This is a genomic window from Candidatus Poribacteria bacterium (assembly GCA_009839745.1).
GTDB lineage: Bacteria > Poribacteria > WGA-4E > WGA-4E > WGA-3G > WGA-3G.
On the sequence record VXPE01000117.1, the window covers coordinates 63,261 to 88,008 of the forward strand.

The window sequence follows — 24,748 nt, forward strand, 5'->3', positions numbered from 1 at the left end:
CATGATTAGACGGTTTATCTTTCTATACTTCTGTTGCGTGCTTGTGTCCTCAGCTTATGCCGCTGATACACCTAAAATCTTTACGAAAGATAATGTGCTTGCCGCAGGATGTTATAATGACGGGTTCAGCAGTAGTGATATGACGCTTATTATTCAACTCACTGTCGGAAAGGATGTTATATTTGATGAGGGCGTTGAGGTAAAATACCATGTTCCTGACAAAGATGTTGAGGGTTGGACTGAACTCGAATTTGACGATAAGAACTGGAAGAAAGGTATCACCAGCATTGGTTACGGTGATGGTGATGACAATACAGAAATTAAATCGGGTGAAGTTGGTTCACTGTACACGCGTTATCACTTTGATGTTCCTGAAGCTGCTACAGCGAAAAAAGTTATGTTTCGGATTGACTATGACGATTCTTATATATTGTGGTTGAATGGGGTTGAAATTGGACGGACAGCCAATATTGCCACACTCTCTCCTGTAGGCGAAATTCCTGAATGGGATGTGTCAAAAATTGTGGACTCGATGCCCGATGTTGAAGCGACGAAAGTCCCTAAGGGAAAGCCTAACAAGGATCGTTGGAAGAAACCTGTAACACCGAGAGAGCGGGACGTGCACGAAACAATTCATGAATTTGAGATTGATGTTAAATTTGGCGGGGGTTCAGGGTTATCAGTTGAAGCTGCAAACAAGTTAACGACGACATGGGCACAACTTAAAGGTCATTTATGGTGAATTATATAAATAATGTGAATAAAAGGTAATCCGATATGGCAGAGGCATGGGAAAAACTCCGAGGTAAAACCTATCCCGACACAGAGGCGGCGCAACTCGCTGTCCTTGAGACGGATGAGACGGTGCAGGACTACAAGAAACGTAGAGAGGTGTGGGCATCGGACCCGTACCGTCCCATCTATCATATCTCCTCTCTCTACGGCATGGGGGATGCGAACGGATTTTGCGAATGGCAAGGTAGGTATCACCTGTTTTACCAATTCGGTCCCCCGGATGCCGATCGTGTGCACTGGGGGCACTGTTATAGCGAGGATTTGGTGCACTGGCAGGATCTCCCACCTGCGTTGTATCCGGATACCGAACTCCACTGCTATAGTGGTCAGTGCCTCGTGGAAGATGAACGGGTTATCGCTCTCTACCACGGCAAAATGTCGGGGAATAGCATCGCCACTGCGAGTGATCCGCTCCTGCTCAACTGGGAAAAGCACCCGAACAACCCGGTCATTCCGAACATTGAAACCAACGCATACGAGCAACCCTACAACGTCTTTGATCCGTGTATCTGGAAAGAGGAAGACGGGTATTATTCGATCTCAGGAACATCGGCGAACGGTTGGATTCGTGAACGGCGCAGATCCGCGTCCCACCTTTTTTATTCAAAGGACTTGACGCACTGGGAATATCTCCATCCGTTGCTGATTGACGATGTTTTCTGCGACTTGGGTGAAGACGGTGCGGTGCCAAATTTCCTGCCTATCGGAAATGATAAGCACATTCTGCTCCTCTTCAGCCATAAGCGTTCGGCGCGCTACTACATCGGTGAATACGATTACGGAACACATAGGTTTACCCCTGAATACCACGGTAGAATCAACCACGGCACCTTCGGTGGTGGGATGGTCTCCTGTCCCTCTGCAACAATAGATTCCCGCGGTCGCCTCATCGCTATTTTAAATTGCTCGGACGGAAGGCAGGGTGAAGAGGCCGCATCAGGATTGTGTATGACGCTCCCGTGGCACCTGACGCTGAAAGCGGACAACGCGTTGGCGATAGAACCCGTAGAAGAGGTGAAAGGTCTACGGGGCACACACACTCGGCTCACCGATATTGGGCTATCGGCAAATGAAGAACGCGTCCTTGACGCTGTAGCCGGCAAAGCGATTGAGATAGACATGACCGTAGAGATCGGGACAGCACGGGAGTTCGGTTTGTATGTGTTCCGCTCCCCTGACGGGAGTGAACGGACAAAAATCTCTATCTACAACCACAGACACGGCAAGACCAACGATAGTTTACAGATCGACACCTCCACTTCCTCCCTGCGGACGGATCTTGTCGGTAAACCGCCTGAAATTGCACCCTTCCGTCTGAGCGGGGACGGTAAGGTGCGTCTTCGCATCTTCCTCGACCGAAGTCTTATCGAAGTCTTTGCTGACAATGGAGAGTGTCTGCCGGAATGGGCGTTTCCGAGAAAGGGTATCGACAAATTATTCCCACTGTTCTCACGGCAGTGTGCCGTTGCGCGCGTCTACCCACAGCAAGCAGAGAGCAACGGACTCTCGCTTTTCGCGATCGGTGGGGACGCGAAGGTGGTTTCGATGGATGTGTGGCAAATGCGTGCTATCTGGCCGGAGTTAAAGTATCGGGAAGGGGAGTAAGATACAAATTATGGCAACAGACTATAAAAAAATAAAACCAATCATAAATCTGCGTAGTACCCGTGAGCAACGTGGCGACAAAACGCACTTCGTCTATGAACTCGCTCAAAATGCTGATGACAGTAAAAGTAAACGGCTTGAATTGCATCTGTGTGAGAAAGAGTTACTTGTTTGGAACGATGGATGCAAGTTCCGTGAAGAGGATGTACTCAGGATTAGTTCAGTCGGTTTTAGTGATAAGGATCTGACACAAATTGGCAATTTTGGCACTGGCTTCAAGGCGGTTTACAACTACACGGATCGCCCAGAAGTCTATTCTGGTGATGAACGTTTTTGCTTACCAGATCCTACGAGTATTTCTAAAACTTTCGAAGATTTCGCTTCTTCACCTTTGGTAGAAGGCGTTGATAGGGTCCCTCCAAGAATTGCAGAGTTGGTAGAAGAAGGTAGAACAGTCTTTCGTCTACCTTTCAAGGAGAACCTGCGTCAAGAAGACCTGACGCTCTTGAAAGATCAACTTCGTGAGTTATTGAAAAAGCGACCTTTGCTCTTTCTACCTCATCTTGAAACGATTCAATGGCATGATGTATGCAGCGGACAGGCAGGAACCTATTGCCGCTGTCAATATGGAAAGATACAAGGTGCTGACCAAGTTGAGTTAAAAGCATCAATGAATGGCGAGGTTCAAAAATCTGAGAGATTCCTCATTTTTTCCAAGAAATTTCAACCTCCACCAGATGTCATTGATGAACTTTTGCAAATAGAATATGATCCAGAACGACGGAAACGCATTCAAGAAACTGCGGATAAACTTCAACCTATTGAAGTCGCCTTCAAACTACAAGATGGTAAAATTATAGCAATGGATAATTGTGTATTATTTGCCTACCTTTCGACTGAAAAGGAAACTCATCTGCGATTTTTCATTCAGGCACGCTATCAAACGAATCCTGCTCGTAACGATATTGAAAAAACGGAGCAGAATCCATGGAACAGATGGCTGGTGAAAGAAACAGCAGGATTTCTTCCTGAAATTTTGGAACAGTTGAAGGCAAGCGATTTACTTGAACCAGCGTTCTTTAACGTAGTACCTTTGAACGAAGATAATGTGCCAAGTGAATTTTTACCTATTGCTGAGGCACTCCAAAAAGCGATGCAGGAAAGAGCGTTTGTACCGACACAAAGCGGAGGATATGCCAAAGCTGAAAGTGTGTTTCATGTTAACAGTAAAGGTGTTACCATCCCGCGCGGCATAGAGTATAGATACGCAAAAGCTCAGAACGTGTACTACCCCGATGACGAAATCCTGCGACAATTGATTGAAAATAATTGGTTGCATTCTGAGAGTGATTGGTTACACCCTGAGATCCAAGATACAGAAGAGTTTCGCCGGTGTTTCAAAGTTATGCAAGAGGCAGGCGTAAAATCAGTAGATATCAGTCGGATTTTGGGACGGTTAGAAGAACAAGGTTCTGATTGGTGGAAGGAGCAACCCAACAAATGGCTGCATTTCTTGTATACCTATTTGAAAGATCAAGGAACCCAATTGGATCGAATAAAGAAACTGCCATTGATTCGACTTGAAAATGGGCGACATGTGCGTGCCAGCGAGGCATTCTTTCCGCCAGAAACAGATGAAGAATATGAAGAAATTGCTCCTTTCCTTGATGAGTTGCCCATCCTTCAGTCAACCCTGCTTCAAGGAGAAAAAGGGCATGACATCAAATCTTTCCTCGAGAAGCTCGGCGTTAGGGGTTTAGATCCTCAAGAGATGATTGGCAAATGGATTCTCCCGCAATATTCTCGGTGTGACAAACCCTCTAAAGAACAAAATCGCTTGCATGTCCGTTATATTTTCAAGGTTTGGGACAAACTTGACAAATATGAGCATAGGCAGTTGAAGGCAGAACTCTGCGGGACTCCAATCTTAAGAGCTTATAACAACGGTCAACCAGAAACCTATGATTTTGTAAAACCTTACGATGCGTATCTACCGGAAGCCTACACAGGTGATACTCACTTGGAAACCTATTTTTCAGTCTCCGATAATGATGTATGGTTTGTAGATAGTGGATATCTGGATGGCAACTCTAATGCAAAAGAATGGATCCAATTTTTGAAAGCGATTGGTGCTATGGATACGCCGCCGGTTGTGGAAAAGAAAATTCTTGCCAATGATGAAAACCAACAAGAATTTACCAAAAAACTTGAGGAGAGAGGAGTTAAGAGACGACATTGTACCCAAGAATATATTAAAGACTTTTACTTCCATGGCCTGCCGGAAATATTGGCCAAGATAAGTAATCACAGCGAAGTAAACTTGTCGCGGGGGATCTGGTATCTGTTGATTAAAGCAGTAAAATCAAGATCGTCAAGCGAATCGGCGCGCGATGCGTTCTTTCAAGGTGACTATTATCACTTTTATTACAGTTGGAAACAACCGATTCCTTTTGATGCAAGATTCTACCGTCAACTCAAGGAAACTGGTTGGCTGCCTGACGAACACGGTAAACTGCATAAGCCTTCTGAACTGTTTGCTCCAACTGATGAGAATCGTAGGGTATTAGGTGATAATATGCGTTACTTACACCCGGATTTCGATGTTAGCACACAAACTGCCCAATGGTTGGCTAAGAAATTGAAAATCGCTCTGGAGCCAAAGATAGAAAATGTAATGAACAGCCTCCGAACCTTGAGCAATACAAAAGTGAGCATGGAAGAGGTTGAACCACTTTATCGTTTTCTTAATCAACAGGGATACCGCTTATTTACCTCTACCACTGATGGAGGAGGGACTGAAGAATTCAAACAAAAACCCCTTATCTTTACGCCTAATCCAGAGTCGCGCTGGTGGCGAACAGATGAGGTGTTTTGGGAGGATAAGAGCGAGGTCCTTGAAAGTGATCATCGTTGTCTTAAAGCACATTACCCAGCAACCCTCAAATCTTTTTTCAAAAATACTCTCCGAGTTTCGGAGCAAGCATCTCAACGAGATTACGCTCATCGCATTCAAGAGATTGCAGAAAATCCAGAGCAAGCTGCGGACAAGAAGGTGCGTGAACGCCTTCGAAGGCTTTACAAGTTTCTAACTTCCGAGTGGCAAAAAGACGAATGGAAGAAAATAATATATGACGATAAATGCTGGCTCGGCAAAAGGGGAAAGGAGTGGGGGTTTTTCACCCGACAAGAGTTAGTTTTGAAAGATCATCCCCATATTGGTGAGATTTTTGAAGGCGAGGTACCTTTTTGGACATTTGACGATGATTTGTCGAGTCTTGCTTCGACTCTGAAGATAGAAGGGTGCTCTCAGGCACAACTCAAATCCCACCCGGAGGGAGATCCAGAAGAAGACCCAGATTGGTCAGAGAGGGTGCGAAACCTACATCCTTATATTTATGCCTTCCTCAAGTCCCCGCGCCTTTCTGAAGAACCTGAAAAAGAAAAACTTGCGGGGGTTTTGGAGCAAGTGTCAGTTTGCCGCGTTAAGGAAGTAAAAGGGACATATAACTTGAAAGGGATTCCTGTTACTGATTCGGATCCGCGTCTGAGTTTTTTGGATGAACAGGAAGCGAAACTCTGGTTAGGATTAGAGGCACACAAAGATGAATATGCTGAGCTTATTGGCGATGCTTTGCAGGATTACTTTGGTATCAAAGTACTGGGTAAATTTGTTGAGGATTTGCTGACACCGACAAAAAAACGAGACAGGGTTCTCTCTAATTGGAAAAGAAGAGGTCTTGATACCAAATTTCTCAATGAAGATCCTAAAGATAATGAGGAAAAACAGATAGAGGCTCTTGATGAGAAACGCCCTGATGTGCCTAACAGTGAAGACGTTGATCCTGCAGTTGATGAATCCAATATGAGAATTCCAACGGACAATGAGGATCATTATACCGTAGCAGCGGGAGTAGATGATTCTGGAGACCATTTCTCTAACGATGGAAGCACGGATGCTACAGCAGATGGATATGAGGTCGAAACGCCGATGGATAGCGAAGAACCTGAAATAGGTAAAGTAGATAGCAATTCAACCTTAGAGGACTCTGAAACCCTTGTAGATTTGCCATCTGATATGGAAACTCTGACTACAACCAGAATCTCTACTACCCAAACAACTGACGATGGATCTGAACATGAAATACCAGAGATCAACGAGAATCCTAAAATAGGCAGCGGAGATCCTAATTCAACAACAAAGGGATCTGGGACCGGAACGTATAATCCATTCCGGACGAGCAGGACAAGTCGATCCGGTGGGCATTCACTGAATACATCCAACAATAGAGAAAGTAGTGGCGGTGGTCACGGCGGTAGCGGTGGCGGTGGTGAAGGTCAAGAGCATGAGAATTTAAAGAAAGACTTAGCAAATAATCCCTCCCAATTGGGTGAAGGATTGGAACTGATTAAAATTGAGTATACATTCGGGTCAGGTGATAGGGTAGATGTTTTGCTAAAGGATAGTTCTGAGAACCCTGTAACTGTAGAAGTAGAAACTGGATTTTCGTCTGGAACCGGCAGGTATGTTGGGGTCTGGCAAGCTGTGAAGTATAAACATCTTGCAGCTGTCAAATATAGCTTGCCATGTGAACAGGTCCGCAGCATACTTGCAGCACCAGAAATTCCTGAAGACGTTAAGAAGAAATGTGAGGAACTGGGAATCGAACCCATTGAGGTGTCGCAGGAATAGAAAATACAAATGTCTATGAAGTTCATCGATCTCTTCGCGGGGTGTGGTGGCATGACGCTCGGATTCCAAAATGCCGGGTTTGAAGCCGTTGCCGCCTTTGATAACTGGGAGCCAGCCATTCAGGTCTATCGTGCTAACTTTGAACATAACATACACAAACTTGATCTCAGCAATTGGCAAGAAAGTCTAACGACCTTAAACGCGTATCAGTTTAACATGATTATTGGAGGTCCGCCCTGTCAGGATTTTTCGCATGCGGGTAAACGGAACGAAAATTTAGGACGGGCAGATCTGACTATAAGTTTCGCACAGATTGTTGCACACATAAAACCGCAATGGTTTGTGATGGAAAACGTAGACAGAACTGTGAAAAGTCAACGGTATCGGCAAGCAGGTGAGATTCTTAGAGAGGCAGGATATTCGCTGACGCAGCGAATTTTGGATGCCAACCAGTGCGGTGTTCCTCAAAAACGGAAGCGCCTTTTTCTCATCGGTGAATTGGGACTATCTATCTCCGCTGATAGCAGAGCTCTTGCGAGTTATCTGGATAACGGCCTGACAACTCAACCAATGAGTGTGCGAGATTACTTGGGAGATGACCTTGACATCACCCACTATTACCGACACCCCCGCAACTACAGTCGCCGTGCTGTCTTTAGTATTGACGAACCGAGTCCAACGGTAAGAGGCGTTAACCGTCCTATTCCCAAAACGTATAAAATGCATCCAAAAGATACTGCCCCAATTTCAGAAAGCGTCCGTCCGCTCACTACCTTAGAAAGAAGTTATCTCCAAACCTTTCCAAAAGGTTTCTATTTCGCTGGATCGAAAACCGATTTGGAGCAGATGATTGGAAATGCAGTGCCGGTAAAGCAAGCAGAATACATCGCACGTTGCATTGACGCATATATCTCGGAAAAGGATGTCCGTTTAGATCCAACCAAGCAAAAATCCGTTCAATTGCTCCTGTTCCGAGAATCAGAATAAAATGGTTTTTGAATGTACTTGCGACTTTAACACACTTCCTGATACAAAACGAAGGCTAACTTATGCTTTATTTAATTGCGATTCTCACGATCAGCATGCTATTGGCAACTGTAACAGCGCAAAGTATCAACATCCGTGAACCTGTCCCTCCATCAATTACTGTTCGTGAGACTTTTAATTTGGACTCGTTTTACGAACAATGGATCGATGTGGAAGGATTGCCTGTCGTCGCATCGGCGAAGGTGAACCCTTACGCCGTAAAGGAAGCAGCATGGCTCATTCGGCAGATGATTGGGCATCGTCAGGATGTGCTACAGGCACTCGCAGAAAACAACGTCCGTTTTGCGGTGATGGCACATAACGAACTGACAACCCAGATCCCTGAACACAGTGATCTACAACCTGCCTCTTATTGGGACCGACGGGCACGCGGTTTGGGGTCTACCCCTGCCAGACCTGCTGTCAGTTGTGGTGAGGAAAATCTGCTCAACTACGCAGGCGATCCTTATTCGACTGAAAACATTCTGGTTCACGAATTCGCGCATGCGATCCATCAGATGGGATTGAATACGGTGGATCCGAGTTTTGAGGACCGCCTTCAGGCAATGTTCGACGCGGCAGTTCAGAAAGGGCTGTGGCAGGACACTTATGCCATTACGAACAAAGCGGAATATTGGGCTGAAGGCACGCAATCTTGGTTTGATACGAACCGGGCAAACGATGACCAACATAATCACGTTGATACCCGCGATAAGTTGAAAGCATACGACCCGTCACTCGCGGCACTGCTCGCAGAAATTTATGGCGATACGGACTGGCGGTACACGCAGGCGATAACTCGGACGCATCTTTCACATCTCCAAGAGTTCAATCCGGAGGCATCTCCGAAGTTTGAATGGTCCCCTGAATTGATGGAATTGAGAAATCCAGATAACGATGGTGAGGGCAGATAGATATACCGGAGTAAACCTTGAGGTTCTCGAACTCGATCTAAGGAGAAATTGGAGTGAATGAAGTGGTCGAAAAGGTTACAGCATTTATCGTCCGTGAGCGGAGTGGTGTCAGGGAGTTACTCGTGTTTAAGCATCAAACTGCGGGTGTTCAAATCCCGGCAGGCACTGTTGAAAAGGACGAAGATATTGAAACCGCTGTAAAGCGGGAGGCTTATGAGGAAACGGGCTTACAGCTTGTGGAAATTGAAAACTATTTGGGGTGTTTTGAGAATGAGTTGGAGAATAACCAAAGAATCATAACGGAAACAACCCAGGTTTATATTGAACCTAACTTAACCGCAATTCCCTACAAGCGAAAACTCTCCAAGGGACTTACGGTCAATTATCTTTCCACAGGAGAGGACTTCACACACATTTCGTACATTGCGTATGAATATGACAAATTTCACAAGCCGACATGTATTGACACCAACATTATAGGATGGATCCCGAATGAAAACTTAAGTGCGCAGAAAAAGAGACATTTTTTTCTTATGTCCACACAAGAGGAAACAGAGGATGCATGGGAATTGAAAAGTGATCAAGGACACATTTTCAAGCCGTACTGGACACCGCTTTCACCCAAACCCCAAATTATATCGCCACAAGACAAGTGGCTGGATTTCGTCTATCAGAAAATCTGAACTGTGGTAAAATAGATATAATATCGTAGGTGTTTTTACGTAGGTGTTTCCGCTAGTGTTCTGTCAACCTTGAGTTGAGGGCAGGTTCGTAGTCGTGCGATTTATCGCACGTCGATAACGCAAGAACGGGCAATGAATTGCCCTACTACAAACGAAAGAATAACCCTTAAGTTCAAACTTGAACGACTACTAGTAGTCTTTCAACTTTGAGTTTGAGAGTCGGATCTCCTGAAGATGTCGGGTTTCGCTGACGCTCTACCCGACCTACTTATCATAAACTCAATCTTGATGCACTACTAGGTTGAAAGTTTGTCTCGAACGTTCAACGTCCGAAAAAGAGATAAAAGAATTATGGAACGGATAAAAGCTACTTCACTTGGACAAATACCGGAAGCCGATATCTCCTTTGGAGATTTGACGGTGTTCGTTGGCGAACAAGCAAGTGGAAAAAGCATTCTGCTCCAGCTGGTGAAACTCGTTTTAGACGCGGGCGATATTGCCCAGACCTTGAAAAAACACGGATTTGATTGGCACAGTAAAACTGAGCATTTCTTGTCAATCTACTTCGGTGAAGGGATGGAAAAAATTTGGGACACCGTATCGACAAAAATCACCGTGGACAACGAAATGTTTACACTTGAGGAAGTGTTATCAAAGAAAGGGAGAAAAAAAGCGGAATCTCTTTTCCTGATACCCGCACATCGGGCAATAACGCTCAAAGATGGGTGGCCTCGCGCATTCACAGATTATGCTATCGGTGACCCGTATGTTGTTAAACAATTCAGTGAGCATTTGCGTTTATTGTTGGAAATGCGATCAAGTTATAGTGAGGATGTTATTTTCCCGCAGGCCGGTCGTATAAATAAAACGATACAAGATGCAATTGGAGAAAATATCTTTGGCGGGGCTCAGGTTAAACTCGACCGTTCTGGCTTACGTAAACGCATTATTTTGGATGTTGAAGGCAGCCAACTTCCGTTTATGGTTTGGTCCACTGGGCAGAGAGAATTTTTGCCCCTTTTGATGGGTCTATATCGATTACTGCCTTCAGGTGGTAGGAAAAAGAAAAATAATCTCAATTGGGTTCTTATCGAAGAACCGGAAATGGGATTGCACCCTCAATCTATTTCGGTCTTACTCATTCTTCTTTTTGAGCTCTTGCGGCGTGGCTACAAAGTTATCGTTTCTACCCATTCATCCCAAGTACCTGAACTGATATGGGCTATACAGTTGCTCGTCAAATGGAATGCCGATCCAACGCATCTATTGAAATTGTTGGATTTGAACGTCACTCCCTTTTCCACGGAATTGACGAAAACGGTATTTGAGGAAAAAATCTTCAAGACCTATTATTTTTCGCCACATAACAAGGTCAAAAACATTTCAACCTTAGATGCTGAAGATTCAGACGAAGCGGTTTCGGATTGGGGGGGACTTACACTGTTTAGCACGAAGGTAGCCGATGTCCTTTCTGAAGCAATGTGGAGGGCAGACCTGTGAGTTTCGCCGATGTGGTTCAGAGGACTTCTGAGCTCACCCGATGTCTAAAAGCCGGATTACAGGCATTAGGTTCAAATCGTCATAAAATCAGAGTGAATTCAACACGCAACTTGACAGGAAGTGTTGATATAGATGCTTGTCTCGTAAGACGTTATCCGAATGCACCCCGTTGGGATTATGTGTTTGGGTATAAGGACAGGATTTACTCTGTTGAGGTCCATCAAGGGCGCACAAGCGAGATGGAAAATGTCATCGCGAAATTAGATTGGTTAGTACAATGGCGCAATCGTTCGGCACAAAACTTGGAAGATTTGAAACATCGAAGCACTTATCACTGGATTTCTACCGGAAGAATTGATTCAGCATTTGCTAAAAATAATAGGTATCGCAGAATCTTGCGCCAAAAAAGCATCTTTGGACCAGATTCTATATTGAACGCGGATGCTGTTCCGTAAGCATATCATCGCCTAAATTTGTTTGGTTTATAGTAAGTCCAAAAATTAATGAGACATTCTTTGGTGGGCGAGGAGACCTCGCCCCTACGGGAACTGGAGCCTCCCAATATTATTAAAATGTATTTTTAATTCTAAGTTTTACTATAAACTCTCTTGGAGGAAAAACAGATGACAATGTATCGAGCAGGTGTAATCGGTTTGGGACGTATGGGAAGCACTTTTGACGATGAAATCACGCAAGGTGGTTCGATCTTTCTGCCATACTGTCACGGTCCGACCTATCATGCGGCACCGAATGTAGAATTGGCAGCAGGTGCCGATCTACACGCCGAACAGGCAGGGATCTTCGGTGAACGGTGGGGACTGGGTTCTGACCACATCTACAGCGATTATCGTGAAATGTTGGAGAAGGAAAATCTGGACATTGTGAGTGTTTGCACGACGGCACGGATTCGGTCGACCCTTGTGCAAGATGTGGCGCGCTCCAGTGTCAAAGCGATCTGGGCAGAAAAACCGATTGCGCTCAGTCTCGCCGAAGCGGATGCGATGGTGGAGACCTGCCGAGCAGAAGGGGTCGCGCTGGCGATCAATTGTGCGCGCCGCTGGAATCCGTTCTTTAGTGAAGCCCGAAAACTCATCGACGCAGGCGAAATCGGTGATGTGCTTCAAGTGACAGTCTATGCCCAGTGTGGACTCTCGCATAACGGGAGCCATGCTATTGATATTTTGCGTTACATGGCAGGCGGAAACGTAGAGTGGGTTTTCGGTGAAATGGAGTCCGATGAAGCGGCTGCAGGGGAAAGTGATCTGCAGGGAAACGGCTATCTCGTTTTTGATAACGGTGTGCGTGCGTATCTGCGCAGTACATCGTGTGGGGCAGCCCCGTGGGAGGTCGATGTCATCGGCACGACCGGACGTATCCGTTCTGTCAACAACGCCGAAACCTTTGAATTGATTCGTGTGATCCCCGGTGGACGGCGTGGACGCGGAGTGCCTGCCCAATGTCCATTCCCGATTCCCGTGCGGATGCAGGGGATGGGACTCACAATCGTTGAAGATCTCATCAACGCCATTGAGAACGGGACTTCCCCGAAATGTTCGGGAGAAGATGGGCGTGCTGCATTAGAGGTTGCGGTCGCACTCCGAGAATCGCATCGGCGTGGCGGTGTAAAAGTGGAACTACCGATTGAAGATCGGAACCTCCAGATTCTCTCCTCCGAAATTCAGAATGACGACACGCCCGCCCGAATTCGGAGATTACAAGCGCGTTGATGGAAGCTGTCTATTTGTTTGTTAGGTTTGCCATAAGAAACCAAAAACGTAGCCTGCAACAATACGCAGGAATACGCAGAAATACGCAGAAATGCCCAAGCAAAGACCCCAAGCAAAAACACGCAAGCGGATACTTAGGAAGCCACATTGAAATCTAAACTCGCGTCGTTCTCTCGCAAGGTATAATTAAAAATATGAAACCAGCAGATTATGCGTTTTTTAAAGAGAATGGGTATGTCTCACTCGGTAAGATTCTGAGTGATGCAGAGGTTGCGCGTTTCGTTCATACCTTTGACCGGGACCGCACTGAAGTGAAAGATCACTGGTATCGTATCGGGCATCACCAGACCGTGAATTGCGATGCCCTTTTGACTTCACCTGAATTCGACACTGTGATTCGGCATCCGATCGTCATGGATTGTCTGCAGACATTGATGGGGAATGCCCCTTGCTTTTCAGAAGTCTGCATCCGTTACATGGCCCCCTACGATGGTGAGCTGAATCGGGGGTGGCATCGAGATGGTCCGAGGCACTGGCTTGAGCATCCGTTACGCATCGGGTTCATACAGTTGATGCTCTATCTGACCGATGTTGATGAGACGACCCACTGTTTCTCCTTATCACCGGAATCGGTGGAAGATGAAATTCTCGAAACAGACGCGCAGTTGGAGCGTAGGGGCATTGTCGATTTGTACGGACCCGCTGGGACAGCCATACTCTTCAACATCGGTGTTTTACACACCGCGACGACCCGTCCTACGCAAGAAGAACGTAAGACGGTGCAAGTCTATTATGGGCATCCGAACCGTCGGTATTTAAGCGAAGATTCTATTATACCTGTTGACCTGTGGCGAGACCATCCCGACTCTGAAGTGCGTGCCTTTTATGGTGTGTTTAACAACAAGACGCGCGACTATCTCGAACACACGACTGCAACGGGTGAACTGCCGTTTGAGGAGACTTTAGCACTCCTGCGCGAACTGGATGTAAAGCACCGAAAGCGGTAAAAATGACAGATCGCTTTCGTTAGGGGTAAAAATCTCAGTCCCTCAAGATCTCCGCCTGCACCGGATTTACATAGCATTGATAATGCCGCTCGACATCTGCCTCTGGCGTAATACCTGCGTGGACGTAGACCCCAAATCGCAGCCGGAAACGGTCATCTTCCAACTCATCAGGCGGATGGTGGAGGATGCTCATCTGTTCCTGCACAGCGATTTCCCCGAAAAATCCGGGATGTTCAGCGTTTTCGGGGTGATCAAACAGCGCGATACCGGATATGCCATCTCCCACTGTGCCACCTAAATCGCACCATCGCGCCCGTTGATGATGCACCTCTGTTCTACCAATCTGTCCTTTGGAATTTTCAACGTGCCCTTTCTCCGGTATACCCATTGACGGATTCAAACGGGCGACACAGAGGAATTGCCGATCACCGATGTCCAACGGCGGCGTCGTTTCGTGGATAATTTCCAGAAACCGCCGCGTGTTGCTCCCATACCATACCCGAGCGGTCCGCGTTTCTGTCATGATAACTTCACCATCTCCCTTAACATGGATCAGGTCTTCGACAAATTCAGCGTAGACGTTCCCTTCAGTGATTCGGACAAAGCGTTGGTGCAACATCTTCCCGCAGGGTCCATAAGGCGGCTCGTCCCAATCGGACCAGATGTTTGCAGACCCGCCTTCACCGTGCCCCCCGTAGGCGAGGTAAAGTCCTGTATGATGCGGATGGTCCTCGCCGCCAGCCCCGCGGACCACAGTCCCATGATTCCCATTGAGGGGCCAAAAGTAAGGCTTCCAGACACCGAGAAAGTTGTATCGTGCAAATAACGCGTCATCGGCAGAAATGAGCAAATGTGCAGGTTTCTGTTCGATTTGATAACGGGCTTTTGGGGGTGGTCCATCAATCTGTCGGATTGCGTAATATGTCGATGTCCCCGCCGGAAGTTTGCTTGTCTGCCAGGCAAGTTCTCGTAATGTTGGCTCGAATTGACAGGGGATCTCCTCGTCGGAGACATGACCGTCTGCATCAGCTGTAGACATCGCAAGTAAGGAAATCCCTTCTTGCCAATCGGGAAAGTAACGTTTCGGCTTGAAACGCATGCGGACGAGGTCATTGTCCCGGTTGACCGAACCCGCCTCAATTTTGATGATTACACTTCGATTTTGTGTCAATAGTAACTCCTGTTCGCTTCACTGCGAAGTTGTTAAATCTTCCAGTGCAAGTCGGAGACGCTTGCACAACAGATGGATAGGAATCGCTACCAAAAGCGCGATAACCAAGATGAACCGTCCGCCGCAATTTTGTGCTATAGTTGCTACCCCAATGCAGACCCATGTGACTATAGACGACCCCATCACCTGCTGAGAGTTCAATTGGAATCCCACCCGACATCGGCTCCTGTGGACGTGTCAAGAGGTGTTGGTGTTCCGCTGGTGTGTTTGGGCGACAGTAGCTTCCTGGCACGAGCCAGAACACGCTATCGTCGTAAAGCGAGATGTTCCACTGCACATATCCTGGTCCGTTTTTAACATAATCCATCTGCATGCCTTTGAGCGGTGCCTGTCCTGTGGGCTCAATATCACGATGCCAACTGGCCGGACCGTGATCTTGCACAGGGTTACACATGAGTGCCATCAATGTGATTGCCGCATCGGGTGCTCTCATGAGTTGCTGACTTACCCCGAGGGTATTCTCATACAGACAAAATTCGACGGTATTCGCGGTCGCTGCGTCAACGACTTCATCCGGTTTCCGTTCGCGTGCCCAGATGACCTTTTGCTTCTCGACGAGGGTTTCAAAACTCGTTCTCAGTTCTTCCAACCGATCCGGCGGAACGACCTGTCGCCGCACGACATAGCCATCATCAATGAGTTGTTGTGGGTTTACTTTCATCTTATATTACCAGGGAGAGGAATACGATGTTTAGGTCCCCCGCACCCCATAGGGGCGCGCGGGTAGCAACCGGAACAATAGTAGTGGACCGGAGAGAGTAAGACTCCCTCTAACCACAGCACTGCCAAGTGTAAATTGCCGGTGCGAATTTAACTATATCATAAATATCACTATAATGTCAAATAATTTCTTCAAAAATGTAGAAAAATTCCGCGATCTTTGAAAATTCAACCCAAATGTAATATGAATCGTCGAAAAATTCCAGTTGACAGGGATTCAACCGGATAGTATAGTTACACCAAGTTCAATCTATCCGAGTTGGGGGTAAAGAAATGAAATGTAATCAGCGCAGATGTCGCTGTGGAAATAAAATCGGGACGCAATGGCATTTGAAATTCCGATATAATGCTTCTATTTTATTCCTGAGTATAATTCTGTCTCTGCCGTTTGTCGGTTGTGGAACGGTTATGAATAAATTTATATCGGAGGGCGCGTATGAAGTGCCACAGTTGCCGAAATCCGAACTCGCCACTCTCCAAATTGACACAGAGGGCGGGTGGCTCCAACGGTATAAGTTAATCGCGTTCCGAATTGATGGCAAATTAGCTATGCGCAAGCAGATTGATGCCCACGGGGAGATCGCTATTGACGAAATTTTGGTCCTGCCAGGAAAGCGTGATATGTCAGTGACGACCATACACCGTCATTTTTTTGATAACGACACGGGGAGCACCATCCAACTCGTATCCAAATTTTCTGCTGATGTAAAAGCAGGTGGCACCTATTTGTTGAAGGACGACAATAAATTGGTTGATGCAAATACAGGTGAGGTCATCAGCCACTGGAAACTTTTTTGATTCAAAAAATGCTGCTCATTTGTTCTCTGCAAGTTGTACCTTTTTAACATAAACTGGGCTGCACGTCCACCAAAATTCCGAGGAGGCGTTATGCTAATTCGCGGTGAAGACAGTGCTATTAATCTCCGCTCCACGCTGACGGAAGAGGAGAAATGGCACTACGATCTGTTTGGTTATCTGGTGCTTCGACAGGTGGTATCGCCAAGAGAGGTTGAACGGATGCTTGAGATAGCGGACGGGTGGTTCGCTGCCCCTAAAACTGCACCGGAACCTATGAATGTCACGCAAGACGAATACAGCGGGGTTCTGAACAACGTTCAATACGGTGACCGGATCTTTGAACGATTATCGCTTAATGAGAAAGTGATGCGGATTGTAATGGGATTGATGTGGAACCGTCCGAGACTTTTCAACTGCGCGCTTGTCTTGCAAAAGCAACGTCCTATCTCTGAGGGTGAAAAGGAGAGACTGCATCGCGATACCAGCGGTTTTGAGTTTCCTGATGGATTTCATAATCCGCACAACGATTATCAAGCCGGTAACGGACAGATTTATAGCAATTTCGTCAACACCGCTATAACGCTCGTTGATGTCCCGAAGGACAACGGTTTCATGTGCATCCCCGGCACGCATAAATCACGAATTACGTTTCCTACGACGCTTGACATCGACAACGAATGGGCACCCGCAATTACGTTTGAGCTGAAGGCAGGGGATTGCCTCATCTTTTCACCGCGTTTGATGCACGGGGCAAAATTTTGGAAAGTCGATTCTCCACGTCGCGTTGTCTTCAATCGGTATCAATTCAGTTTCTATTTCAATGAGAATTATAACCTCCCAATAGAAGCCCATCGGCACCGCATCTCTGAAGATGAATACGAGTTGGAATTGATCCAACGCGGTGAAAAAGGGTTTGCCAAGCGGATCCTCAAAAAACTGGAGACGGGGGAGGAACTATGCTAACACAGAAAGAAAAATGGCATCTCGATCTGCTGGGTTATTTTGTGGTGCGGAACGCCGTGCCAAAAGCGGATGTCGAACTGATGAAGGCACAGATGTTTGAGTGGTCTGAATGGGATGCGTCAGACTTCAAGCCCCCTATGCGAATCAATGCACCAGAGGGGAAACCGTGGTGGGTCTATAACATGCACTACGGACATGAAGCGTTCCAACGGCTGATTTTAAATCCAGAAATCCTGCGCGTGGCGACTGCCTTGACGTGGAACCATCCGAGAGTCTTCGATGTCGTAGCGAATATTTGTTATCCTAACGCTGATGGTTTGGAACTCCATGGTGGACATAAAGGGTGGTTTAGAGGTCCACATCACCAATACCAAGTCGCGAACGATGAGATCTTCGCGAGTTTCTTTAACCTCTCTGTTTCGCTCGTGGATGTGCCACCGGGCAACGGATTTGCCTGCATTCCGGGAAGCCATAAATCCAACTTTCAGTATCCAGAGGACATCACGATGGATGACGCACCACCGATGGTCCACAATGTCCCCGTAAACGCTGGTGATTTCATTGTGTTTCTGCCGAACACGCGGCACGCGGGAAGGCGGTGGAACCATGAGGCGTATCCGCGGATGACGGTGTTCTTACGCTGGGTCTATGCGAAGCAGTTTCATCACACCGACGCGTCTTGGTGGCTTCCGTTCGATGCACACAAAGATGAAATTCCGGTCGCACTTCATGAGCTCGAAAGCCGAGATCACGGACAACGGAAGGCGTTGAATGAACTCATAGATCCGTTTAAAGTAGATATTCCCGAATGAAAATTCTACCAAACGAACCCTCAAAAAAGTTTTGACGTGAAGCCAGAAAATTGGTAAACTGCATAAGCAGGACTTATGCAATTTTGATCATAGCACACGTTATTGGAGAAATAGATGACATCCCCGACGAATCGAGAAGTGATTGCCCAGTGGCGCGATGAACCCGCTCCGTTGCTTGCATTGTTACACGCCTTCCACGACCGAGACGGGTTTATATCGGAGGCAGTCCTTCGCGATATCGCAGTTGGACTTCGGATCCCGCTTGCTGAACTCTTCGGCACGTTAACGTTCTATCACCATTTTGCGCGTGAAACTCCAGGACAGGATGCACCGCGCGTCTGTACAGGAACCGTCTGTCGGTTGCAAGGTGGATTGGAAATTCTTGAGGCACTCAAAGATGAAGGCGCGACCCCAATGCCCTGTGCTGGAAGATGCGACGATTGTGTGCCTGTGTTGAAGGGACATCAGGTCCGCGTCGGGAAACAGGTAGAAACGCTCTCCGTGCAACCCACCCCTTTACCACCACCATACCCGGGTGATGGTAAGGAATGCATCTTCGCCGAGATCCGCGAACCCGAACGCAATACATTGGAAGGCTATCGGCGCACGGGCGGCTATGAAGCACTGACCCGAGCATTGACAACACTCACACAAACGGATGTAATTGAAATACTTAAAGAGAGTCAACTTGCGGGTAGAGGTGGCGCAGGATTCCCAACAGGCATGAAATGGGAATCGGTTTTGAATGCTCCCGGCGAACCCAAAACGATCGTCTGTAACGCCGATGAGGGTGAACCGGGGTGTTTCAAGGACCGGGCTATTCTGGATTACGATCCACACGCTGTGATTGAAGGGATGACACTCGCTGCCTACGCAACAGGCGCGACGCGCGGATTCATTTATCTCCGCTATGAGTACCCAGAAACCTTAAAGGTGCTTGAGCACGCACTCGCGGAGGCAGAAGCGGCAGGACTGCTTGGTGATGCTATCTGCAGAGAGAAACATGGGGATGAAGACTTCAACTTCCACATCTACATTCGACGGGGTGCCGGTGCTTATGTCTGCGGGGAGGAAGGCTCGCTATTGAACAGTTTGGAAGGGAAACATCCGTTTCCAAGGAATCGTCCGCCTTATCCTGTGACACACGGGTTTGAAAACTTACCCACCGCTGTCAACAATGTAGAGACACTCGCCGCTGCTGTCCAGATTTTACGGCACGGCGCAGCATGGTATAAAAATCTCAGCTGTGATGAAAACTTGGCAGGCACAAAAATTATCAGTCTCTCCGGTGACATCCAGCGACCGGGGAACTACGAGGTGCCATTCGGACTTCCGTTAAAGACGCTCCTTTACGAATGGGCAGGTGGCCCTCCAGAGGGACGCGCAATTCAAGCGATCACGACAGCAGGTTTATCCGGTGGGTTCATCGCTGAAGCCGACTTTGACATTACTATTGACGAGCCGAGTTTCCAAGAGGTGGGTGCGATGCTCGGCGCGGCGGGAATCATAGTGTTTGATGACACGCGAGAGATGCTCGATGTCGCACGTAACGCTATGGAGTTCTTCGCTGAGGAATCGTGTGGAAAATGTTTCCCATGCCGTATCGGCACGCATCGACTGGTGGAACTTTTGTCCGACCCTTTGCAACCGAATTCGGAGGCACTCATCTCGGAGATTGGGGCAGTGATGCGAGCAACGAGCGCGTGTGGACTCGGCACGGCTGCACCGAACATTACAGATAGTCTGATCCGTATTTTTAACAATTAAATTTGGGCGGTGTTTCCGTTGTCAACACCGATCTAAAATTGTTAAGAAACTCACTTTAGGTTATGAAAAGTTTGTTAACAATTGGAAGACTGCCAGGACAACGGACGCAGCAGTTCAGATTTAATCGTTAAAAGAATGTGGAGCCGCGGTTTTATTTTTCTTTGTGCCATCGTGTTCGTTGTCGGTTTGGTAACAGGACCGGTCCAGATGTTGTTTCCGGTCTACGCGGAGACGATTTTAAAAGAGACCGCACTGTTCGCAGCGTTGTTGCGCGCACTGCCTATCGGGTTAGGTGGGATATCGGCGCTGATAGGAGGAACGCTTAGCGATCGATTTGGGCGGAAACCCGCTATACTCATCGGGATGACAGGGGCAGTCGTCGTAGGTGGGCTTTTCACGACAGAAACGCCGCTGTTCATTTGGGGTATCCTCTGTTACGAAGGTATCGCATCCGGGTTCAAAACCGCGGGCGGTCAAACGTATCTCATTAGTGTTGTGCCGTCAAACCGATTGGGGGTGGCGACAGGACTGTACTTTATCAATATGACCGTTGGGAGTGCAGTCGGGAGTGCTATCGCTGGGGAAGTCATAGATCGTATCGACTATGGTGTTTTCGGGATCGGTGCCGTGGTTTTGGCAGGTGTTCTGTTCATCGGTGCGTGTTTCTTTCTACCGCGATTGGCACGACAGCCGTCTTCTAATAGCCAGCGGAAGCAGGGTGGTATATGGAAATCGACCCTGAATATTGGCGCATATATAGATCTGAGTCGGCGGCGGAACATGAAACTGCTGATCGGTTTACGGGTTTTCCCGACCTATTATTGGGGTTCTGTGAACTTGCTGATGCCGATCTTGATTGCGCGTATCGCTGGCGTGAAGGCGACAGGCTACTATGGAGCGGTGAGTCTGTTGTTTGCTTTCGGGTGTCAATTAGCTGTTGGTAGAATATGTGATGCGATTGGGCACCGCACGCCTGCTCTCATGGCGAATGCGCTTGTTACGCTCCTCGCTTTTGGTGTGGCGTTCTTTCATGATTCTTTAATCGCGTTGGAGGTTTTCGGAATACTTGGTGCAGGCGCGGCGTGGGGCCTTTCAACGACGATCCCTCGGTTCATCAACGAATTCACCGAAGCTCATGAGAAGGGACACGGGGTCGGTCTCACACATTTAGCATGGAGCACCGGATTTCTTCTTGGTTATGTTGCGAGCGGTTTTTTGATTAACTTCTCTGTTCACGTTCCATTTATTGTTGCAGGAATTTTCCTGATTTTTTCAACGGCTATTGCCTATAAACTTTTTAACGATTCAAACTAAGGAAGGAATAGATAATGATTATTGCAGAGCTTGATTTAGAAAATGTGGAACATCGTGAACTCACGAATTCCGAATGGCGTTATGGCGATGGGCTCGTCCCTGGTGAACCGAACGGGGGTTTGGTTGATCAATTGCCGGAAACGCCTGCGCGTCTTGCCGACTACGACGACTCGGACTGGCCCGTTTGTGAGGATATCCAAGAGTTTATCTCGACAGGACTTTGCTTCGGTTGGTATCGGATTACCGTGACACTTCCAGAGGAAGTTGACGGAGTCTCAATTGCTGGCTCACAGGTGTGGTTTAACACATGTATTGATGATTACGGTGAAGTCTGGGTTGACGGCGAAATTGACTTGGCTTTCGGAGAGTCAGGACGTGGTGCTGCCTCGGGTTTCAATACGCCGCAACGCGTTGTTGTCACCGAAAGCGCGGAACCGGGTGCGAAACATGTCATCGCATGCTTAGCGATCAACGGACCCCTTGCTAGACCGGGGGGCGGCATCTTTATGCGGTTCGCGAAGTTAGAGTTTGAACAACAATAGAAAAGATTAAAAAGGTGGAAGGTTGTAAAGTGTAGTTAAAGTGAACTGAAGTTAGGTTGTGTATTAAATATAACTTGCAAAATTTAGAACACTTGCCAATTTGCCAACCTTCCCCTTCTTTTGGGAAGAAAATCGGTGCCTAAAAAAGCGGTTGTCTTACTCAGTGGCGGCTTAGACTCAACAACAACGCTTGCTATCGCGTGCAATGAAGGCTACGATACATATTGCCTGAGTTTTCGGTATGGTCAGCGACACGCAGTAGAACTCCAGTGTGCGAAAAATATTGCAAAGGCATTAGGTGCCAGACAGCACATCATCGTTGATATTGATCTGCGGACCTTTGGGGCATCCGCATTGACGGAAACCGATATTGAAGTCCCCAAGGATAGATCTGATTCGGAAATGGAAACGGGCATACCGATAACCTACGTCCCCGCCCGAAACACAATCTTTCTCTCCTATGCCCTCGCTTATGCGGAAGTCCTTGTTGCTGATACTATTTTCATCGGAGCCAACGCTATCGATTACAGCGGTTATCCAGATTGTCGTCCGGAATATATAGAGGCATATCAAACAATGGCAAATCTCGCGACACAAGCCGGTGTTGAGGGAAAAACGAAATTAAGAATTCGCGCCCCACTCATTGACAAAACGAAGGCGGAGATTCTCCGAATTGGGGCATCACTCGGTGTCGATTACAGTCTCACCTTAAGTTGCTACGACCCGGATACCGAAGGGAGCGCATGCGGTAGATGTGATAGCTGCCTGCTCCGAAAAAGGGGCTTTAAAGAAGCAGGTATCCCCGATCTGACCCATTACATCTGATGGCGATTTTTCCTAACAATGCTTCTGAGTTCCTGCCTCCTTTCGGCTTCTGAATCGTTAAGAGACCTTTTATAACCTAAAAGAGGTTCTAATCAATTTTAGATCGGTATCGACATCGTCGATACCGCACACGCATGATCGTTAAAAAAATGATAAAGACAGTTTTCTTTGACTTTTATAAAACGCTGTGCGTTTGGGGGCAGCCGCTTGAGGTAAGCCTCCAAAAAATTGCAGAGCGGTACCAGTTTGAAATTGATTGGGAACGTTATGCAACGGCACGCGAGAATCTCTACGCCGATGCGTCAGGGTCCGATCCTACGGAACATGCCCTCCTTGAAACGATGCAAGAGATCATTGAGAGTTACTACGAATTTGTAAAGGCACTCGGTGTTCAAGAACATGTGGAACAGATGACATGGGAACTCTTGCAATCTGAACACTCACTTTTTGCTGCTAATGCCGCGAGGCTCTATGACGATACCGTTCCGACACTTCAGCATTTGCGAGAGGCAGGCTTTAAGTTAGCGATTGTTTCCAATTGGGATACACCGTTGGATCCGCTTACCGAGAGGATCGGTATTGCGCACTATTTCGATATAATTGTTGCCTCGCACGATGCACGCGTTCGGTCAGCAAAACCGGATCCGCACATCTTCAACTATACGCTCGAAGCCGTCGGTGCTTCGGCGGAAGAAGTCGTCCATGTTGGGGATACGTATGAGGCGGATATCATTGGAGCAAAAAATGCGGGGATCCGTCCAATACTCATTGACCGAGACGGCACACAAACTGGCAGATGGCACGAGACGATCCAGAACCTGTCCCAATTACCTGAACTGCTTTCCATTACGTGAGGATGATGATAAAAACCATTTTCTTTGATTTTTACGAAACATTATATTTTCACAAGCATTCCCTTGAAGAAAACCTTGAAAGAATCGCTGAAAGGTATGGCGTTGAGGTCAATTGGGAACGCTGTGAAACAGCCATGGAACGCCTCTTTGCTGGCACATCGGCACCCGACCCTACTACCGAATTCTCTCTGCTGGACTTGTCGATAACTGTGATGAAGCGAGAATGCGAATTTATAAGAGAAGTCGGTATTGAGAAGCACGTGGAGCAGATAGCGTGGGAGTTGTTGCAATCTGGACACTATCTCTTTGCTGCGAACAGTGGCACCCTCTACAGTGATGTCGTTCCGACACTTGAGAAGTCGCGGGATGCGGGTTTCAAGTTAGCGATTGTTTCCAATTGGGATACGCCGCTGGATCCACTCACCGAACGATTGGGAATCGCCGAGTATTTTGATGCGATTGTTGCCTCGCACGATGTGCGTGTCAGGTCTGAGAAACCGGATCCGTATATCTTTCACTACGCGCTCACAGCAGTCGGGGTCTCAGCAGAGGAAGTCGTCCATGTCGGGGATACGTATGAGGCGGATGTCGTCGGGGCACAAGGTGTAGGGATTCGTCCGATACTGCTTGACAGAGACGGCACCCAATCCGGCAGATGGGAGGAAACAATTCAGAGCCTCGCCGAATTGCCCAAACTCCTCGCTGAGTTCTAGATTCAGGAAAGATAAGGTTTCATATCCCATAGTAGAATGGTGCTGTCATAACTGGCACTCACCTTGCATAACTGGCACTCACTTTGATGGTTGTTAAACTCACCTTTATATCCGCTTATAAGCTTCCAGGAAAGTATCTCTGGCAATTCCAGCCTGAGTACAAATTCGGCGCAAGGTTGAGCCTTTGATGCGGCGGTGATTCGGCAGAACTAATACCATTTCTAAGAGATTATATCGCATTGACAGATCGCCTCAAAGACTG

21 protein-coding genes are annotated in these 24,748 nt (G+C 47.4%); 19 read left to right on the forward strand and 2 right to left on the reverse strand.

Going from position 1 to position 24,748, the window contains the following annotated elements; genetic code table 11:
- Position 1: 1 nt before the first annotated feature.
- The 10 genes from F4X88_18525 to F4X88_18570 all read left to right on the forward strand — a co-directional run bounded on the left by F4X88_18525 (position 2) and on the right by F4X88_18570 (position 13,947).
- On the forward strand, positions 2–742 hold the full coding sequence (locus F4X88_18525; protein MYA58284.1) for a hypothetical protein: 741 nt from the start codon (positions 2–4) through the stop codon (positions 740–742).
- Between the two features lie 35 nt (positions 743–777).
- The gene (locus F4X88_18530; protein MYA58285.1) at positions 778–2,400 is read left to right on the forward strand and encodes a glycoside hydrolase family 32 protein; all 1,623 of its coding nucleotides are present in this window, start codon (positions 778–780) and stop codon (positions 2,398–2,400) included.
- Between the two features lie 10 nt (positions 2,401–2,410).
- Positions 2,411–7,090, forward strand: coding sequence for a DUF91 domain-containing protein (locus tag F4X88_18535; protein MYA58286.1), 4,680 nt, complete (start codon positions 2,411–2,413; stop codon positions 7,088–7,090).
- A gap of 15 nt (positions 7,091–7,105) precedes the next feature.
- The gene (locus tag F4X88_18540; protein MYA58287.1) at positions 7,106–8,077 is read left to right on the forward strand and encodes a DNA cytosine methyltransferase; all 972 of its coding nucleotides are present in this window, start codon (positions 7,106–7,108) and stop codon (positions 8,075–8,077) included.
- 62 nt (positions 8,078–8,139) lie between these two features.
- Positions 8,140–9,030, forward strand: coding sequence for a hypothetical protein (locus tag F4X88_18545; GenBank protein MYA58288.1), 891 nt, complete (start codon positions 8,140–8,142; stop codon positions 9,028–9,030).
- A gap of 47 nt (positions 9,031–9,077) precedes the next feature.
- Complete coding sequence (locus F4X88_18550) at positions 9,078–9,713, forward strand: NUDIX domain-containing protein (protein MYA58289.1); 636 nt, start codon at positions 9,078–9,080, stop codon at positions 9,711–9,713.
- 351 nt (positions 9,714–10,064) lie between these two features.
- A complete protein-coding gene (locus F4X88_18555; protein MYA58290.1) occupies positions 10,065–11,213 on the forward strand; it encodes an ATP-binding protein in 1,149 nt (382 codons plus the stop codon).
- Entirely contained in the window at positions 11,210–11,668 is a 459-nt protein-coding gene (locus F4X88_18560) for a hypothetical protein (protein ID MYA58291.1), read from the forward strand. The genes F4X88_18555 and F4X88_18560 overlap by 4 nt, the downstream gene beginning before the upstream one ends.
- 168 nt (positions 11,669–11,836) lie before the next feature.
- Positions 11,837–12,940 carry a Gfo/Idh/MocA family oxidoreductase gene (locus F4X88_18565; protein ID MYA58292.1) on the forward strand — a complete coding sequence of 368 codons (1,104 nt, stop codon included), beginning with the start codon at positions 11,837–11,839 and terminating at the stop codon, positions 12,938–12,940.
- A gap of 194 nt (positions 12,941–13,134) precedes the next feature.
- On the forward strand, positions 13,135–13,947 hold the full coding sequence (locus F4X88_18570) for a phytanoyl-CoA dioxygenase family protein (protein MYA58293.1): 813 nt from the start codon (positions 13,135–13,137) through the stop codon (positions 13,945–13,947).
- Between the two features lie 34 nt (positions 13,948–13,981).
- Here the strand turns inward: F4X88_18570 and F4X88_18575 are convergent, their stop codons facing one another.
- Positions 13,982–15,118, reverse strand: a complete 1,137-nt coding sequence (locus F4X88_18575; protein MYA58294.1) for a hypothetical protein — start codon at positions 15,116–15,118, stop codon at positions 13,982–13,984.
- On the reverse strand, positions 15,084–15,839 hold the full coding sequence (locus F4X88_18580) for a phytanoyl-CoA dioxygenase family protein (protein ID MYA58295.1): 756 nt from the start codon (positions 15,837–15,839) through the stop codon (positions 15,084–15,086). Before F4X88_18580 ends, F4X88_18575 begins: the two co-directional genes overlap by 35 nt.
- A 467-nt stretch (positions 15,840–16,306) precedes the next feature.
- Here F4X88_18580 and F4X88_18585 point away from each other — a divergent pair, with 467 nt between their 5' ends.
- The 9 genes from F4X88_18585 (at position 16,307) to F4X88_18625 (ending at position 24,486) form a co-directional block, all read left to right on the forward strand.
- Complete coding sequence (locus tag F4X88_18585) at positions 16,307–16,696, forward strand: hypothetical protein (GenBank protein ID MYA58296.1); 390 nt, start codon at positions 16,307–16,309, stop codon at positions 16,694–16,696.
- Positions 16,697–16,786: 90 nt separating this feature from the next.
- Positions 16,787–17,659 (forward strand): phytanoyl-CoA dioxygenase family protein, encoded by an 873-nt coding sequence (locus tag F4X88_18590; protein MYA58297.1) that lies wholly within the window; start codon positions 16,787–16,789, stop codon positions 17,657–17,659.
- Positions 17,653–18,471, forward strand: a complete 819-nt coding sequence (locus F4X88_18595) for a phytanoyl-CoA dioxygenase family protein (GenBank protein MYA58298.1) — start codon at positions 17,653–17,655, stop codon at positions 18,469–18,471. Before F4X88_18590 ends, F4X88_18595 begins: the two co-directional genes overlap by 7 nt.
- Positions 18,472–18,585: 114 nt before the next feature.
- Positions 18,586–20,238 carry a hypothetical protein gene (locus F4X88_18600; protein ID MYA58299.1) on the forward strand — a complete coding sequence of 551 codons (1,653 nt, stop codon included), beginning with the start codon at positions 18,586–18,588 and terminating at the stop codon, positions 20,236–20,238.
- Between the two features lie 81 nt (positions 20,239–20,319).
- Entirely contained in the window at positions 20,320–21,552 is a 1,233-nt protein-coding gene (locus tag F4X88_18605; protein ID MYA58300.1) for an MFS transporter, read from the forward strand.
- A 14-nt stretch (positions 21,553–21,566) separates the two neighbouring features.
- The gene (locus tag F4X88_18610) at positions 21,567–22,094 is read left to right on the forward strand and encodes a hypothetical protein (protein ID MYA58301.1); all 528 of its coding nucleotides are present in this window, start codon (positions 21,567–21,569) and stop codon (positions 22,092–22,094) included.
- 135 nt (positions 22,095–22,229) lie between these two features.
- On the forward strand, positions 22,230–22,919 hold the full coding sequence (queC, locus tag F4X88_18615; protein ID MYA58302.1) for a 7-cyano-7-deazaguanine synthase QueC: 690 nt from the start codon (positions 22,230–22,232) through the stop codon (positions 22,917–22,919).
- 134 nt (positions 22,920–23,053) lie between these two features.
- Positions 23,054–23,773 carry an HAD-IA family hydrolase gene (locus F4X88_18620; GenBank protein MYA58303.1) on the forward strand — a complete coding sequence of 240 codons (720 nt, stop codon included), beginning with the start codon at positions 23,054–23,056 and terminating at the stop codon, positions 23,771–23,773.
- Positions 23,774–23,775: 2 nt separating this feature from the next.
- On the forward strand, positions 23,776–24,486 hold the full coding sequence (locus F4X88_18625; GenBank protein ID MYA58304.1) for an HAD-IA family hydrolase: 711 nt from the start codon (positions 23,776–23,778) through the stop codon (positions 24,484–24,486).
- Positions 24,487–24,748 lie beyond the last annotated feature (262 nt).